The organism is Paraburkholderia sp. RL17-380-BIE-A, from assembly GCF_046028085.1.
In the GTDB taxonomy this organism is placed as follows: domain Bacteria; phylum Pseudomonadota; class Gammaproteobacteria; order Burkholderiales; family Burkholderiaceae; genus Paraburkholderia.
The window spans coordinates 41,310-56,675 of the sequence record NZ_JARESQ010000033.1 but is presented as its reverse complement, the minus strand read 5'-3'; the positions used below and the strand labels follow the sequence as shown (position 1 = coordinate 56,675).

General features: G+C 61.2%; 14 protein-coding genes and 1 tRNA gene. 14 read left to right on the top strand and 1 reads right to left on the bottom strand.

What is annotated here, in order from left to right:
* The first annotated feature begins 285 nt into the window (after nt 1-285).
* Nucleotides 286-1,062 carry an SDR family oxidoreductase gene (locus P0D68_RS34885; protein WP_091792678.1) on the top strand — a complete coding sequence of 259 codons (777 nt, stop codon included), beginning with the start codon at nt 286-288 and terminating at the stop codon, nt 1,060-1,062.
* Between the two features lie 185 nt (nt 1,063-1,247).
* Entirely contained in the window at nt 1,248-1,679 is a 432-nt protein-coding gene (locus tag P0D68_RS34880) for an acyl-CoA thioesterase (RefSeq protein ID WP_091792679.1), read from the top strand.
* Between the two features lie 45 nt (nt 1,680-1,724).
* Here P0D68_RS34880 and P0D68_RS34875 read toward each other — a convergent pair whose 3' ends face one another.
* Complete coding sequence (locus P0D68_RS34875; RefSeq protein ID WP_408185789.1) at nt 1,725-2,270, bottom strand: LuxR C-terminal-related transcriptional regulator; 546 nt, start codon at nt 2,268-2,270, stop codon at nt 1,725-1,727.
* A 244-nt stretch (nt 2,271-2,514) separates the two neighbouring features.
* On the opposite strand from P0D68_RS34875, the gene P0D68_RS34870 reads away from it, so the two are divergent.
* The 12 genes from P0D68_RS34870 to pheT all read left to right on the top strand — a co-directional run bounded on the left by P0D68_RS34870 (nt 2,515) and on the right by pheT (nt 15,340).
* Nucleotides 2,515-3,219, top strand: a complete 705-nt coding sequence (locus tag P0D68_RS34870) for a CoA transferase subunit A (protein ID WP_028200192.1) — start codon at nt 2,515-2,517, stop codon at nt 3,217-3,219.
* Nucleotides 3,220-3,221: 2 nt separating this feature from the next.
* Nucleotides 3,222-3,863 carry a CoA transferase subunit B gene (locus tag P0D68_RS34865; RefSeq protein ID WP_007181111.1) on the top strand — a complete coding sequence of 214 codons (642 nt, stop codon included), beginning with the start codon at nt 3,222-3,224 and terminating at the stop codon, nt 3,861-3,863.
* A gap of 279 nt (nt 3,864-4,142) precedes the next feature.
* Nucleotides 4,143-5,057: an alpha/beta fold hydrolase gene (locus P0D68_RS34860; protein ID WP_408300442.1), complete on the top strand. Its 915-nt coding sequence runs from the start codon at nt 4,143-4,145 to the stop codon at nt 5,055-5,057.
* An 84-nt stretch (nt 5,058-5,141) separates the two neighbouring features.
* Nucleotides 5,142-5,495, top strand: a complete 354-nt coding sequence (locus P0D68_RS34855; RefSeq protein ID WP_091792683.1) for a RidA family protein — start codon at nt 5,142-5,144, stop codon at nt 5,493-5,495.
* 57 nt (nt 5,496-5,552) lie between these two features.
* Nucleotides 5,553-7,796 carry a RelA/SpoT family protein gene (locus tag P0D68_RS34850; RefSeq protein WP_408185791.1) on the top strand — a complete coding sequence of 748 codons (2,244 nt, stop codon included), beginning with the start codon at nt 5,553-5,555 and terminating at the stop codon, nt 7,794-7,796.
* 131 nt (nt 7,797-7,927) lie between these two features.
* Nucleotides 7,928-8,004: transfer RNA gene (locus P0D68_RS34845), tRNA-Val, on the top strand.
* 253 nt (nt 8,005-8,257) lie between these two features.
* Entirely contained in the window at nt 8,258-10,165 is a 1,908-nt protein-coding gene (thrS, locus tag P0D68_RS34840; protein WP_408468823.1) for a threonine--tRNA ligase, read from the top strand.
* Between the two features lie 49 nt (nt 10,166-10,214).
* Nucleotides 10,215-10,739 carry a translation initiation factor IF-3 gene (gene infC, locus P0D68_RS34835; RefSeq protein ID WP_074263967.1) on the top strand — a complete coding sequence of 175 codons (525 nt, stop codon included), beginning with the start codon at nt 10,215-10,217 and terminating at the stop codon, nt 10,737-10,739.
* Nucleotides 10,740-10,991: 252 nt separating this feature from the next.
* Entirely contained in the window at nt 10,992-11,189 is a 198-nt protein-coding gene (gene rpmI, locus P0D68_RS34830) for a 50S ribosomal protein L35 (protein WP_006052501.1), read from the top strand.
* A gap of 29 nt (nt 11,190-11,218) precedes the next feature.
* Complete coding sequence (gene rplT / locus P0D68_RS34825; protein WP_006052502.1) at nt 11,219-11,578, top strand: 50S ribosomal protein L20; 360 nt, start codon at nt 11,219-11,221, stop codon at nt 11,576-11,578.
* 157 nt (nt 11,579-11,735) lie between these two features.
* The gene (pheS, locus tag P0D68_RS34820) at nt 11,736-12,749 is read left to right on the top strand and encodes a phenylalanine--tRNA ligase subunit alpha (protein ID WP_007181117.1); all 1,014 of its coding nucleotides are present in this window, start codon (nt 11,736-11,738) and stop codon (nt 12,747-12,749) included.
* Between the two features lie 155 nt (nt 12,750-12,904).
* A complete protein-coding gene (gene pheT, locus P0D68_RS34815; RefSeq protein WP_408185792.1) occupies nt 12,905-15,340 on the top strand; it encodes a phenylalanine--tRNA ligase subunit beta in 2,436 nt (811 codons plus the stop codon).
* Nucleotides 15,341-15,366: the final 26 nt, after the last annotated feature.

Genomic DNA, 15,366 nt, shown 5'->3' with positions numbered 1-15,366 from the left:
CGCGGACAGGCCGGCCGGGCCGCCGCCGACGATCACGACGTCGTATTCCATCGACTCGCGCGGGCCGTACTGCTCAATGAGACTTGCGGGGGTCATTGATGCTCCTCTTACCGTTAGAATGCTTTTTTCGGGTTCGTATTGTGGGCGATGCACTCCCGCACTGCAACCAGATGAGCAGACATTAGCACGATCGTTCTATTTACGTGATACGGTATCGGCCTGCTTTTGACGGTCTTACCGCACCTGTCAACCGCATCTGTAATAACAACCGAACAAGGAACGACAATGGGCCGTTCGATTAATCTGGAAGGCAAGGTTGCGCTGATCACCGGCGCCTCGAGCGGGTTGGGAAAGCGCTTTGCTCAAGTGTTGTCGCAAGCGGGCGCCAAGGTCGTGCTGGCGAGCCGGCGAACCGAGCGTCTGAAGGAATTGCGCGCCGAGATCGAGGCGTCCGGCGGCGCGGCCCACGTCGTGTCGCTCGACGTGACCGATTATCAGAGCATCAAGTCGGCCGTCGCGCATGCGGAAACCGAGGCTGGCACGATCGACATCCTGGTGAACAATTCGGGCGTGTCCACCACGCAAAAGCTCTCCGAGGTCACGCCCGCCGACTTCGAGTACGTGTTCGATACCAACACACGCGGCGCGTTTTTCGTCGCGCAGGAAGTCGCCAAACGCATGATCATGCGCGGCAACAGCGCGCAGAAGCCGTCGTACCGGATCATCAATATCGCGTCTATGGCGGGCTTGCGCGTATTGCCGCAGATCGGCCTGTACGCGATCAGCAAGGCGGCCGTCGTGCATATGACCAAAGCCATGGCGCTGGAGTGGGGCAAGCACGGCATCAACGTGAACGCGATCTGTCCCGGCTATATCGACACCGAGATCAACCACCATCACTGGTCGACGGAGCAAGGGCAAAAGCTCGTGTCGATGCTGCCGCGCCATCGCGTCGGCAAGCCGGACGACCTGGACGGGCTCCTGCTGCTGCTGGCGGCCGACGAATCGCAGTTCATCAATGGCTCGGTGATTGCGGCCGATGACGGATTCGGGCTCTCCTGAGCGCAAACCGGCGCTGCCGGCCCCCGTATGTCGAGCCGCGCGGGCCGGATTAGCGCCCGTTCGAAGAAACTGTTTTACGCGCTCTGGCCTTGGCGCCTCATGAGCGCGCACGCTATGTTGCTGTTTCTCTCTGTGCCGGCCTGCGTACCGGCTTCAACCTCGTTTCAACCCGATAAAGAAGTGCGATGAGCGATTTTCACGCTGTTTTTGAGATGTCGATGCCGATCCGCTGGGGCGACATGGACGCCTTCGGCCATGTGAACAACACGGTCTATTTCCGCTACATGGAGCAGGTGCGGATTTCCTGGTTCGAGCAGTTGGGTCTGGCCGGCAGCAATGCCGACGGACAGGGGCCGGTGATCGTCAATGCATCGATGGAGTTTCTCAAGCAACTGCATTATCCGGGCGACGTGATCGGCCGGATGACGGTGGCCACGCCCGGCCGCAGCAGTTTCGACACGGGGTTTGAACTCGTGCGAGCGGATGACCCGAACACCGTGTATGCCCGCGGCGCAGCGCGCTGCGTATGGATCGATTATGCGGCCGGCAAGTCGGTGCCCGTGCCTGATCTGCTGCGCGCGACCATCGAGCGCGCTGTTTTGGTCAAGGCGGCCTGAGCGGCGATAGCGCGAATCCCGGCGCGCATCCGTCAGCGCCTCTTTTCAATGTCCGAGCAGGCGCTGCAATAGCTCCGTCGCGTTACCCGTATCGTATTTACGCATCAGCCGCGCCCGGTAGACATCCACCGTGCGCGGGCTGATATCCAGCACGCGGCCGATCTGCTTGCTGGTTTTCCCCGTCACCAGCTGCGCGGCGATTTCGCGCTCGCGCGGTGTCAGTTCGACCGCCACGCGCCGCGTCGCGCTCAAGTCCTCGAAGGTCCAGACACCCGCGGCGTGCGCGTCGGCGCGTTCCTGCGCGCGGCCCGTCACGTGGCACCAGAACAGTTCGCCGTTGGCCCGCTTCATGATGCGGTCGTCCGCGTAACTGCCTTGTGCAGTCATGATCGGCGGAATCCGCGCGCCGATCCGCTCGAATTCATCTGTGGACGGATACAGCACCTGGAACGACTGGCCGAGCAGCGACTCGCGCGTGCAGCCGAAAATCGACGCGAGTTCGTCATTGCAGTCTTCGATAGTCCGTTCGCGCGACAGCACGAGTCCGATCGGAGCGAGGTGGAACGCGGTTTGGTAATCCAGTGCGGGCATGGGCTGGCGGCAAGTACTTATGTATTTTTGCGTATTGTGCCGCATGGCGCGCGCAGCGTACTCTTTCGACCACACGATAACGCGGCCAAGCCGTCCGCGGCGGGCGTTTGCGCGGCGCGCAGGGAAACCTGACCGCACAGGCCGCCGGGGATGACTAGAATGACGTGTCGGGCTCGAGCCCGCGGAACGTCATACGGGCTGTAAAGATCCGGATTCGGGTTTCCATAAAGGAAGGGACAAACTGATGAACAAAGTCTATCCAGGCGCCGCCGAGGCGCTGAAAGACATCGTCAAGGACGGGCAGACGTTTGCCGTCGGCGGCTTTGGGCTGTGCGGCATTCCTGAGGCGCTGATCGGCGCGCTGCGCGATTCGAAGGTGCAGGGCATCACCTGCATCAGCAACAACGCGGGCGTCGACGGTTTCGGCCTCGGTCTGCTGCTCGAAACGCGTCAGGTCAAGAAGATGATCTCGTCGTATGTCGGCGAGAACAAGGAGTTCGAACGCCAGTATCTGGCCGGCGAACTCGAGCTCGAATTCACGCCGCAAGGCACGCTCGCCGAGAAGCTGCGCGCGGGCGGTTCGGGCATTCCGGCGTTCTTCACCAATACCGGCTACGGCACGCTGATCGCCGAAGGCAAGGAAACCCGCCAGTTCGGCGAAAACCACTACGTGCTAGAACACTCGCTGACGGCCGACGTCGCGCTGGTCAAGGCGTGGAAAGCCGACAAGTCGGGCAACCTGATCTACCGCCGCACCGCGCGCAACTTCAACCCGATGTGCGCGATGGCCGGCAAGATCACCGTCGCGGAAGTCGAAGAAATCGTCGAAGTGGGCGAACTCGATCCGGACGCGATCCATACGCCAGGCATCTTCGTGCAGCGCATCGTGCTCAATGCGCATCCGGAAAAACGCATCGAACAACGCGTCGTCCGCGCGAAAGGAGACTGATCATGGCATGGACTCGTGACGAAATGGCCGCGCGCGCGGCGAAGGAATTGCAGGACGGCTTCTATGTGAACCTCGGCATCGGCTTGCCGACGCTGGTGGCCAATCACGTGCCGGCGGGCGTCGAAGTGTGGCTGCAGTCGGAAAACGGCCTGCTCGGCATCGGCCCGTCGCCGACCGAAGAGGAAGTGGACGCCGACCTCATCAACGCCGGCAAGCAGACGGTGACCACGCTGCCGGGCTCGTCGATTTTCTCGTCGGCGGATTCGTTCGCGATGATTCGCGGCGGCCACATCAACCTGGCGATTCTGGGCGCGATGCAGATCAGCAAGAAGGGCGATCTGGCCAACTGGATGATCCCGGGCAAGATGATCAAGGGCATGGGCGGCGCGATGGATCTGGTCGCGGGCGTCAAGCGCGTGGTCGTGCTGATGGAGCACGTCGCGAAGGGCGACCAGCACAAGATTCTCGAAGAATGCACGCTGCCGCTCACGGGCGTGGGTGTGGTCGATCAGATCATCACCGACCTCGGCGTGATCGAAATCACGGAAGACGGTCTGAAGGTGACGGAGCTGGCGCCGGGCGTGAGCGTCGAGGAAATCAAGGCGAAGACGGGTGCGCCGCTCGATGTAAGCGCGGTGAGCTGAAAGGCTGGCTGTTGTCAGGCCCTCTGAAGCGGTCTGCAGCTGTTGGATAGGCCGTTGGGCTTGCCCTCGCGGCAGGAGGCGGCAAGGTGGTTCCCAGGCGGGCGAGGCGTGAGTCTCGCCCGCTTTTGTTTGTCTGGCCCGTAGCCGCTCTGAGTTGTCCTATGCCGTCCGGCCGACTCTTGCCGCGCGGCAAAGCGGTTTACAATCGTTTGAAGATTGGATGCTTATCGATCCTGCTACGCCCAGGCCGAACCCGCAGCGCTTTTGCAAGGAACCCAGATGACCGCAACCACGTCCGTTTCCACCGCCGGGCGGCCCGCGCCGCGTCAACGCTATGTGCAGTGCGCGAGCGCCGGCGGCTTGCACCGCATCGCCTATACGGAGTGGGGCGACCCGGCCAATCCGCGGGTGCTGCTGTGCGTACACGGCCTGACCCGTTCAGGGCGCGATTTCGACCGCCTGGCCGAAGAGTTTGCCGGCACTTACCGCGTGGTTTGTCCGGATGTCGCCGGGCGGGGCTTGTCATCGTGGCTCGCCAACCCCAACTTCTATGTCGTGCCGCAATACGTCGCCGACATGGTCACGTTGATCGCGCGCCTGAATGTCGAAACGGTCGATTGGTTCGGCACCTCGATGGGCGGCCTGATCGGACTCGCGCTGGCCGGCCTGCCGGAAACGCCGATTCGCAAGATGCTGTTGAACGACGTCGGTCCGCATCTGGAGCCAGCTGCGGTGAAGCGCATCGGCGACTATCTCGGCAAGCCCGTGCTGTTCGAAACGCTGCAGCAAGGCATCGACTACGCCGCGTTGCTCGCGCAGACTTTCGGCCCGCTCACGCCGGAAGAATGGCGCGAGATCAACACGCCGCTTCTGCACGAACAGGACGGCAAGTGGCTGTTCCGTTACGACCCGCGTATCGCGCAGCCCTTCACCGCGACCACCGAGGAAGCCGCCAAACTCGGCGAGGCCGCGCTCTGGCATTCGCTGGCCGCTTTCCAGGGGCCCGTGCTGGTGGTGCGCGGCGAGCAATCTGATTTGCTCTCGCGTGAAACCGTCGCGAAGATGGTCGAGACCGGACGCGCCGTATCGAGCGCGGAGATTGCGGGCGTCGGGCATGCGCCGGCGTTCCTGTCGGCCGATCAGATCGACATTGCGAGGCAGTTCTTTATCGGACCGGCCGCTGACGCGTCATAATATGCAGTTCCGCCCGGCGCTCCCAGACGGGGCGCGATGCGGAACGCATCTCCGATCAACTTTCAACCAACTTCAGGATCCTACATGGCAGTCATTCGTCACCACGTCGGCAAGCGCCTCTCGGAAATCGCCGTTCACAACGGTACGGTGTACCTCGCGGGTCAGATCGCCGAAGACGCGGATCAGGACATCACGGGCCAGACGCGCGAAGTGCTTGGCCACATCGACCGTTTGCTGGGCGAAGTGAACAGCGACAAGTCGCATTTGCTGTCGGTGCAGATCTTCATCTCGGACATGGCGCATTTTGCCGGCATGAACGCCGTGTGGGACGAGTGGGTCGCACAAGGCGCCACGCCGCCGCGCGCTACGGTCGAAGCGAAGCTCGCCAATCCGAAGTGCCTCGTCGAAGTCGTCGCGGTTGCTGCGCAGCGTAGCTAATCCGCTATGTGTTGTTGAAATTCCGTTGATTCGTTTGGCCCGGTGGGCCATCGCACCATGAATACCGAAATCGTTACGAGCACACCGAACCCTCTCCCTTCTTTCGACGAGGCGATGGCGTTCGTGCGTGAACATGCGGGCGAGGTGCGGCTCTCATCGGGCGAAATGCTGGCGGATCACGCGGCGGGTACGGCGTCGATCATGCGCAAGCTCAATGTCGATCCGCCGGCGGTGCTGGCGGCGGCTCTGTTTGCGCTGACGCCGCATCTGCAAGACCCGGAGCGCGTGATCGCCGACAACTTCGGCGAAGAAGTCGCGCAACTGGTCGGCGACGTGCGCAAGCTGCTGCGCCTTGGCACGGTGAGCTTGCGCGCCGCTCAGAATGCCATGCCCGAAGCCGGGCGCGACGCCCAGGCCGCACGGCGCGCGCAGGTCGAGGCGCTGCGCAAGATGCTGCTCGCGTTCGCGCAGGATATTCGGGTGGTGCTGATCCGGCTTGCATCGCGCCTGCAATCGTTGCGCTATTACGCGGCGGCGAAGATCACCCCCTCGCCGGACGTGGCGCGCGAGACGCTCGATATCTATGCGCCGCTCGCCAACCGTCTGGGCATCTGGCAACTGAAGTGGGAGCTCGAGGACCTCGCGCTGCGCTTCGAAGAGCCGGTTACCTATAAGCGCATCGCCAAGCTGCTCGACGAAAAACGCGTCGAACGCGAAAGCTATGTCGCGCAGGCTATCGAACGCCTGCAAAGGGAATTGGCCGCCGCGCATATTCGCGCAGAGGTGAGCGGCAGGCCGAAACACATCTACAGCATCTGGCGCAAGATGCGCGGCAAGGAACTGGACTTCGCCGAGCTGTACGACGTGCGCGCATTTCGCGTGATCGTGCCGGACATCAAGGATTGCTACACGGTGCTCGGCATCGTGCACAACCTGTGGCAACCGGTGCCCAAAGAGTTCGACGATTACATCTCGCGGCCGAAGCCGAACGGCTACAAGTCGCTGCACACGGTCGTGATCGGCGACGACGGTCGCGCGTTCGAAGTGCAGATACGTACGCAGGAAATGCATCAGTTCGCCGAATACGGCGTGGCCGCGCACTGGCGTTACAAGGAAGCGGGCACGCGCGGATACGCCGGCCAGTTCGCCGCCAACGAGAAGTACGACGAGAAGATTGCATGGCTGCGCCAATTGCTCGCGTGGAAAGACGAAGTCTCCGAGGGCGAGCACGGCGAGAAGCGCGCGGCGCAGCCGTGGGAGCAACTGCGTCAGGCCACGCTCGACGACGACCACATCTACGTGCTGACGCCTCAGGCGCGGGTGATTCCGTTGCCGCACGGCGCAACGCCCGTCGACTTCGCGTATCACCTGCATAGCGAACTGGGGCATCGCTGCCGTGGCGCACGCGTGGATGGCGCGATGGTGCCGCTCAACACGCCCCTGCAGAACGGTCAGACGGTCGAGATCGTTGCGGTCAAGGAGGGCGGTCCGTCGCGCGACTGGCTGAACCCGCAACTCGGCTATCTGCAAAGTCCGCGCGCGCGGCAAAAAGTGCGTGCGTGGTTCAACGCGGTGGAAGTCCAGGAGCACATCGCGAGCGGCCGGGCGATGGTCGAAAAGACCTTGCAGCGCGAGGGCAAAACGTCGGTCAATCTCGATCAGCTCGCGGCCAAGCTTGGTTTCAAGACCACCGACGACCTGTTCTCGGTGGTGGGCAAAGAAGAATTCAGTTTGCGGCTCGTCGAGCAGGCGCTGCACGATGCGCCTCCGCCGGAACCCGTGGTCGAGGCGCCCGAGCAATTCGAAAAGCGCAGTAGTGGCGCGAGCGTGGCGCGCGGCGCGTCCACCGGCGTGCTGGTGGTCGGTGTCGACGCGTTGCTCACGCAACTCGCGCGCTGTTGCCGGCCGGCTCCGCCCGACGATATCTGCGGCTTCGTCACGCGCGGCAAGGGCATGTCGATTCACCGCAGCGATTGCGCGACGTTCCTGCGCATGGCCGAGCGCGCGCCCGAGCGGGTGTTGCAAACGGCGTGGTCGGCCGAGGTGATGAGTGGGCGCGGCCAGTCGGTCTATCCGGTCGATCTTTCGATCGACGCGACGGATCGGCAGGGCTTGCTGCGCGATATTTCCGAAGTGTTCGCGCGCGAAAAGATGAACGTGATCGGCGTGAAGACGCAGACGCGCCGTAACGCTGCGTTCATGCAATTCACCGTCGAGGTGTCGAGCGCCGCACAGATTCAGCGCGCCTGTACGCTGCTCGGTGAAGTGACGGGTGTGGTGCGCGCATCGCGCAAGAGTTGATACATGTTCGAGACGGTGCATCTTGGAGGGGGTATTCCGTGGGCGCGCACGAATTCGCGAGTCAATATTTAAAGTCGGCGCATAAAAGTACTTGCCAAGCGGTGTGGGGCTCCATATAATCTCGTTTCTTCAGGCTCGTAGCTCAGCTGGTTAGAGCACCACCTTGACATGGTGGGGGTCGTTGGTTCGAGTCCAATCGAGCCTACCAACGAAAGAGAAATTCCGGTTTTGCCGGGGTTTCGCAAGCTGCAGTAAGCGCCTTTGGCGCAAAAGGCGAATACGGTTATGACACCGCGAACGTTGACCGAAACCACTTCGGAGCGACGCTAGTCGAGGACCACTTTCGCCAATGTAGTTTGTAGGAAATGTGAATGCGGCCCCTCGAAAGCGGGGCCGCATTTTTTTTGGGCTTTTTCACCTGGTTGTATGTGCCGCCGCCGGTCGGCACCACGGAGAACGCAATGGTTTCGATACGTCTGCCTGACGGTTCTGTTCGACAGTACGAGCATCCGGTGACCGTCGCCGAAGTGGCCGCCTCGATCGGCCCCGGCCTCGCGAAGGCCGCGCTCGGCGGCAAGATCGACGGTGAGTTGGTCGATACGTCCGCGCTGATCGATCACGACGTGGCGCTCGCCATCGTCACCGAGAAAGACGCAGACGGACTCGATATCATCCGTCACTCCGCGGCGCATTTGCTCGCGTACGCGGTGAAGGATCTGTACCCGGAAGCGCAGGTCACGATCGGTCCGGTGATCGACAACGGCTTTTACTACGACTTCGCGTACAACCGCCCCTTCACGCCGGAAGATCTCGAGAAGATCGAAAAGCGCATGCAGGAACTCGCGAAGAAAGACGAGCCGGTTTCGCGCCGCGCGGTGTCGCGCGACGAAGCGGTGGACTACTTCAAGAGCATCGGCGAAAAGTACAAGGCTGAGATCATCGAATCGATTCCCGCTACCGACGAAATCAAGCTGTACTCGCATGGCGGCTTCACGGATCTGTGCCGCGGCCCGCACGTGCCGTCCACCGGCAAGTTGAAAGTTTTCAAGCTGATGAAGGTGGCGGGCGCCTACTGGCGCGGCGATTCGAAGAACGAACAGTTGCAGCGGATCTACGGTACGGCCTGGACGAAGAAGGAAGATCAGGAAGCGTATCTGCACATGCTCGAAGAGGCGGAAAAGCGCGACCACCGCAAGCTCGGCAAACAACTCGATCTGTTCCACATGCAGGACGAGTCGCCGGGCATGGTGTTCTGGCATCCGCGCGGCTGGACGTTGTGGCAGCAGGTCGAGCAGTACATGCGCCGTCGCGTGAACGACGCGGGCTACCTCGAAATCAAGACGCCGATGATCATGGACCGCTCGCTCTGGGAGGCGTCGGGCCACTGGCAGAACTATCGTGAAAACATGTTCACGACGGAATCTGAGAAGCGTGACTACGCAATCAAGCCGATGAACTGCCCGGGTCACGTGCAGGTGTTCAACCACGGTCTGCGTTCGTATCGCGATCTGCCGCTGCGTTACGCGGAATTCGGCTCGTGCCATCGCAATGAATCGTCGGGTGCGCTGCATGGTCTGATGCGCGTGCGCGGTTTCGTGCAGGACGACGCACACATTTTCTGTACCGAAGACCAGTTCATCAGCGAATCGATCGCGTTCAATACGCTGGCAATGAGCGTCTACAAAGACTTTGGCTTCGACAATGTCGAGATCAAGTTGTCGCTGCGCCCGGACGCGCGCGCTGGCACGGACGAGACATGGGATCGTGCGGAGCAGGGTTTGCGCGAAGCGCTGACGGCCTGCGGCGTAACGTGGGAAGAATTGCCCGGCGAGGGCGCGTTCTACGGCCCGAAGGTCGAATATCACATCAAGGACGCGCTCGGCCGTTCGTGGCAATGCGGCACGCTGCAGCTCGATATGGTTCTGCCGGAGCGTCTGGGTGCGGAATACGTTGCCGAAGACAACAGCCGCCGCCGTCCGATCATGCTGCACCGGGCAATCGTCGGATCAATGGAGCGTTTCCTCGGTATCCTGATCGAGCACCATGCTGGGGCAATGCCTGCCTGGCTTGCGCCAATGCAGGTCGTGGTGATGAATATCGCCGAAAGTCAGACCGAATATGCGCAAGCTCTAGCCCAATCGTTGCAAAAACAAGGGGTTAGAGTGGAGGCCGATTTGCGCAACGAGAAGATTAGCTATAAAATACGCGAGCACACGCTGGAAAAGGTGCCGTACCTGCTTGTGGTCGGCGACAAAGAGCGTGAAGCCCAAACGGTAGCCGTGCGTGCCCGTGGTGGTGTCGATATGGGCGTGATGCCCCTCGACACCTTCATTGAGCGTCTGCGCCAGGACGTGCAGTCGTTCAACTGAGCCACTTGGCAGCCCGGCTCGTTTTTTTAATTTTTAGAGGAAACGTAACATCGCTACTGATAAGTCTGCGCACCGCATCAACGGTGAAATTACGGCACCCGAGGTGCGTCTGGTCGGCGTCGAGAACGAACCGCTCGGCATCGTGAAACTCGCCGATGCGTTCCGCATGTCGGAACAGCAAGACGTGGATCTGGTCGAAATCGCTCCGCAAGCGGTCCCGCCGGTTTGCCGCTTGATGGACTACGGCAAGTTCAAGTACTCGGAAGCGAAGAAGCAACACGAGGCCAAGCTGAAGCAGAAGATCGTCCAGGTCAAGGAAGTTAAATTCCGCCCGGGCACGGACGACGGCGATTACAACGTCAAGCTGCGCAACCTCATCCGCTTCCTCGACGACGGCGACAAGACGAAAATCACGTTGCGTTTCCGTGGCCGCGAAATGGCTCACCAGGAAATCGGTATGCGCATGCTCGAGCGCCTGCGCACGGACCTCGACGAAGTCGGTCAGGTCGAGCAGATGCCGAAAATGGAAGGGCGCCAGATGATCATGGTGCTCGCTCCGAAGAAAAAGAAGTAACCGGCTGAAGCAGCGGCACGCCATGTGGCGTGCGCTTCGGTTGTGAAAGATTTAAACGGTGCGGCACCGGGTGTCCGGTGCGGTATCGGCAGGTTTCGGAACGGCGCGTGTGCAAATCAATGCACGCCGCTTCCTGAAAAGCGGCTGCCGGCTGTTCAGGCGGTCTGCATACCAAGTGGAGTGGGTTTCGAAGGGCGGGTAATGGCCAACTGGCCGACCGCACACCCATATCCATCTAATAATGGAGTTGTCATGCCGAAGATGAAGACCAAGAAGAGTGCTGCAAAGCGCTTCGTGGTGCGTCCGGGCGGTACCGTCAAGCGCGGTCAAGCCTTCAAGCGCCACATTCTTACCAAGAAGACCACCAAGAACAAACGCCATCTGCGCGGTTCGACGGCAGTTCATGATTCCGATCTGAACTCCGTGCGCGCAATGCTGCCGTTCGCTTAACCCTTAACCGAAACTCATAGGAGCGAAACATGCCTCGAGTAAAACGTGGGGTTACCGCACGGGCCCGTCACAAGAAGATCATCAAGCTGGCCAAGGGTTACCGCGGCCGTCGCAATAACGTCTATCGCATCGCCAAGCAGGCGGTCATGCGCGCAGGCCAATACGCCTACCGCGATCGCCGCAACAAGAAGCGTGTGTTCCGTGCATTGTGGATCACGCGTATCAACGCGGCGGTGCGTCAGCACGACATGACGTACAGCGTGTTCATCAACGGCCTGAAGAAGGCTTCGATCGAACTCGACCGCAAGGTGCTGGCCGACATGGCTGTGTTCGACAAGGCTGCTTTTGCTGCGATCGTTCAGCAGGTGAAAGCCGCCGTTGCAGCCTGATTGCGCTTTGGGCAATTAAACTGCGTGGTTCGTTGCAGCGAACATCCGGTAGTCTCGGTGACGCTGCAGCAAAAACGGGGCTCCTCACCGAGCCCCGTTTTTGTTGGTAGAACCGGATTTGCTTCGATAGAACACTGACGTTGAAATGATGGGATCAATGGATCTGGACCAGATTGTCGCCGACGCGCAAAAAGCCTTCGCAGAAGCCTCCGACGTCACCACCCTCGAGAACGAGAAAGCCCGCTTTCTCGGCAAATCGGGTGCGCTGACCGAGCTATTGAAGGGCCTTGGCAAACTCGATCCCGAAACGCGCAAGACCGAAGGCGCACGGATCAACCTCGTCAAGCAACAAGTGGAAGCCGCGTTGACGGCCCGCCGTCAGGCGCTGGCCGACGCGCTGCTGAATCAGCGCCTTGCCGCTGAAGCCATCGACGTCACGCTGCCGGGCCGCGGCACCGGCGCAGGCAGTCTGCACCCGGTGATGCGCACGTGGGAGCGCGTCGAACAGATTTTCCGTACTATTGGCTTCGACGTGGCCGACGGCCCCGAAATCGAAACCGACTGGTACAACTTCACCTCGCTGAACAGCCCGGAAAATCATCCGGCGCGTTCCATGCAGGACACCTTCTACGTCGACGGCAAAGATGCCGACGGCCGCCAACTGCTGTTGCGCACGCACACCAGCCCGATGCAGGTTCGCTACGCGCGCACCAACACGCCGCCTATCAAGGTGATCGTGCCGGGCCGCACGTACCGTGTGGACAGCGACGCAACGCATTCGCCCATGTTCAACCAGGTCGAAGGCCTGTGGATCGACGAGAACATCAGCTTCGCGGATCTGAAGGGTGTCTACACCGACTTTCTCAAAAAATTCTTCGAGCGCGACGATATTCTCGTGCGTTTCCGTCCGTCGTATTTCCCGTTCACCGAACCGTCGGCCGAGATCGACATGTTGTTCGAAACGGGCAAGAACGCCGGCAAGTGGCTCGAAATTTCGGGCTCGGGCCAGGTTCACCCCACGGTGATCCGCAACATGGGCCTCGACCCGGAGCGTTACATCGGCTTTGCTTTCGGAAGCGGCCTCGAGCGGCTCACCATGTTGCGTTACGGCGTGCAAGACCTGCGTCTGTTCTTCGAAAACGACCTGCGTTTCCTGCGGCAATTCGCCTGAACCGCTCGGTCGAACGCGACAAGCATAGAGCGCGGCAATGCACGCAGTGCAAGCCGCCACAGCGTCCCCGGCAGGGCCCGATGAATCTCAGAACACCGAGTCACGCCAGCTGCTGCCGGACGTGGACCTAACCTGATCAGAACGTACACAGAACCATGCAATTCCCGGAATCCTGGCTGAGAACCTTTGTCGATCCGCAACTGACGACCGACGAACTGTCGCACGCGTTGACGATGGCGGGTCTCGAAGTCGAAGACCTGCGGCCGGCAGCGCCGCCGACCTCGAAGATCGTCGTCGGCCGGGTGCTGGAAGTCGTCAAACACCCGGACGCGGACAAGCTCAACGTGTGTCAGGTCGACGCCGGCACGGGCGCGACGCTGAACATCGTGTGCGGTGCGCCGAATGTGGCGCCGGGCATCAAGGTGCCGGTCGCGCTGGTCGGCGCGCAACTGCCGCCCGCTGAAGAGGGCGGCGCGCCGTTCGCGATCAAGCTCTCGAAGCTGCGCGGCGTGGAAAGCCAGGGCATGCTGTGCTCGGCACGCGAACTCAAGCTCTCGGAAGATCATAGCGGCCTGATGATCCTGCCGGAAGATACGCCGATCGGCCAGGACATCCGTGAAACCCTCAATCTCGACGACACCGTTTTTGAGATCAAGCTGACGCCGAACAAGGCGGATTGCCTCTCGGTATTCGGCGTGGCGCGCGAGACCTCGGCGATTACCGGTGCGCCGCTGCGCCCGCTCGTCATCAAACCGGTTGAAGTCAAGCTCAACGAGACGCTCCCCGTCAAAATCTCGGCGCCCGATCTGTGCGGCCGTTTCTCGGGGCGAGTCATTCGGGGCGTGAATGCCCGAGCCAAGTCGCCGCAATGGATGGTGGAGCGACTCGAGCGTTCGGGTCAGCGCAGCATTTCCGCACTCGTGGATATCTCGAACTACGTGATGCTCGAGTTGGGCCGTCCGTCGCATGTGTTCGACCTCGACAAGATCCACGGCGGCATGGATGTACGTTGGGGCCGCAAGGGCGAAACGCTCAAGCTGCTGAACGGCAACACGGTGGAGCTCGATGAAACCGTCGGCGTGATCGCGGACGAGCAGCACATCGAAAGTCTCGCGGGCATCATGGGCGGCGACAGCACCGCCGTCACGCTCGACACCACCAACATCTATCTCGAAGCCGCGTTCTGGTGGCCCGACAGCATTCGCGGTCGCTCGCGCAAATACAATTTCTCGACCGACGCCGGCCATCGCTTCGAGCGCGGCGTGGACTACGCGACTACCGTCGATCATATCGAACGCATCACGCAACTCATCCTCGACATCTGCGGCGGCGAAGCCGGCCCGGTCGATGATCAGATCGTCAACGTGCCGAAGCGCGAGCCCGTCACAATGCGCGTCTCGCGCGCGAATCGCATCATCGGCATCAAAATCGGCGCGGACGAAATCGCGCAGATTTTCACGCGCCTCGGCCTGTCGTTCGAGCAAGGTGAAGATACGTTCTCGGTGATGCCGCCGTCGTACCGTTTCGATATCGAGATCGAAGAAGACCTGATCGAAGAAGTCGCGCGTATTTACGGCTTCGAGAAAATTCCGGCGCGTCCGCCGGTCGCGACCAGCGAAATGCGCGCGACCAACGAAACGCAGCGGTCGATCCACGTGATCCGTCACGCGCTCGCCGCCCGCGATTACGCGGAGACGGTGAACTTCAGTTTCGTCGACGCCGAGTGGGAGCAGGACTTCGCCGGTAATGACAAGCCGGTACGTCTGCTGAATCCGATTGCAAGCCAGTTGTCGGTGATGCGCACTACGCTCTTCGGCAGCTTGATCCACGTGCTGCGCACGAACCTGAACCGTCGCGCGGCGGATCGCGTCCGCGTGTTCGAAGCCGGCCGCGTGTTCCTGCACGATCCGTCGATCAAGGCCGGTGAACTGACGGTTGAAGGCTTTGCACAGCCCAAGATGATCGGCGGCCTCGCGTACGGTCCTGCGCTCGACGAGCAGTGGGGCGCACCGACGCGCACGGTCGATTACTTCGACGTGAAGGGCGATCTGGAAGCCGTGCTGGCGCCGGCGGTCGCGCGTTTCGTCAAAGCGGAACATCCGGCATTGCATCCGGGACGCAGCGCGCGTATTGAATTGAATGGCCGCGCAGTCGGCTGGATTGGCGAATTGCATCCGCGCTGGATGCAGAAATATGATTTGCCGCATGCACCGATTCTGTTTGAAATCGAAGCAGAGGCGTTAATGCAGCGCGTATTGCCCACTCCGTCGGAAGTGTCTAAATTCCCGCCGGTGCGTCGTGATATTGCCGTGGTTGTCGATCAGAAAATCGAGGTTCAGGCACTGCTGGACGAGCTACAGAATGCTCAGTCCGAGCCCGCCTGCAAGACGGTTCAGAAGGTTGCGCTTTTCGACGAATTCCGTCCAAAATCAAACACTTCCGGTGGCTTGGCTGCTCACGAGAAAAGCCTTGCGTTCCGTGTGACCTTGCAAGATACTGGCGGAACCCTTCAGGATGAAACGGTCGATCTGGCTATTCAAACTCTGGTGGAACGTCTTGCTCGAGTATATGGCGCACGGTTGCGCGGATAACCCGCATTTAACAATTGCACGGCTGT

Bases quoted from the DNA above. Each gene is read 5' to 3' on its own strand.
- P0D68_RS34885 (WP_091792678.1), top strand. From the start codon at position 286: ATGGGCCGTTCGATTAATCTGGAAGGCAAGGTTGCGCTGATCACCGGC.
- P0D68_RS34880 (WP_091792679.1), top strand. From the start codon at position 1,248: ATGAGCGATTTTCACGCTGTTTTTGAGATGTCGATGCCGATCCGCTGG.
- P0D68_RS34875 (WP_408185789.1), bottom strand. From the start codon at position 2,270: ATGCCCGCACTGGATTACCAAACCGCGTTCCACCTCGCTCCGATCGGA.
- P0D68_RS34870 (WP_028200192.1), top strand. From the start codon at position 2,515: ATGAACAAAGTCTATCCAGGCGCCGCCGAGGCGCTGAAAGACATCGTC.
- P0D68_RS34865 (WP_007181111.1), top strand. From the start codon at position 3,222: ATGGCATGGACTCGTGACGAAATGGCCGCGCGCGCGGCGAAGGAATTG.
- P0D68_RS34860 (WP_408300442.1), top strand. From the start codon at position 4,143: ATGACCGCAACCACGTCCGTTTCCACCGCCGGGCGGCCCGCGCCGCGT.
- P0D68_RS34855 (WP_091792683.1), top strand. From the start codon at position 5,142: ATGGCAGTCATTCGTCACCACGTCGGCAAGCGCCTCTCGGAAATCGCC.
- P0D68_RS34850 (WP_408185791.1), top strand. From the start codon at position 5,553: ATGAATACCGAAATCGTTACGAGCACACCGAACCCTCTCCCTTCTTTC.
- thrS (WP_408468823.1), top strand. From the start codon at position 8,258: ATGGTTTCGATACGTCTGCCTGACGGTTCTGTTCGACAGTACGAGCAT.
- rpmI (WP_006052501.1), top strand. From the start codon at position 10,992: ATGCCGAAGATGAAGACCAAGAAGAGTGCTGCAAAGCGCTTCGTGGTG.
- rplT (WP_006052502.1), top strand. From the start codon at position 11,219: ATGCCTCGAGTAAAACGTGGGGTTACCGCACGGGCCCGTCACAAGAAG.
- pheS (WP_007181117.1), top strand. From the start codon at position 11,736: ATGGATCTGGACCAGATTGTCGCCGACGCGCAAAAAGCCTTCGCAGAA.
- pheT (WP_408185792.1), top strand. From the start codon at position 12,905: ATGCAATTCCCGGAATCCTGGCTGAGAACCTTTGTCGATCCGCAACTG.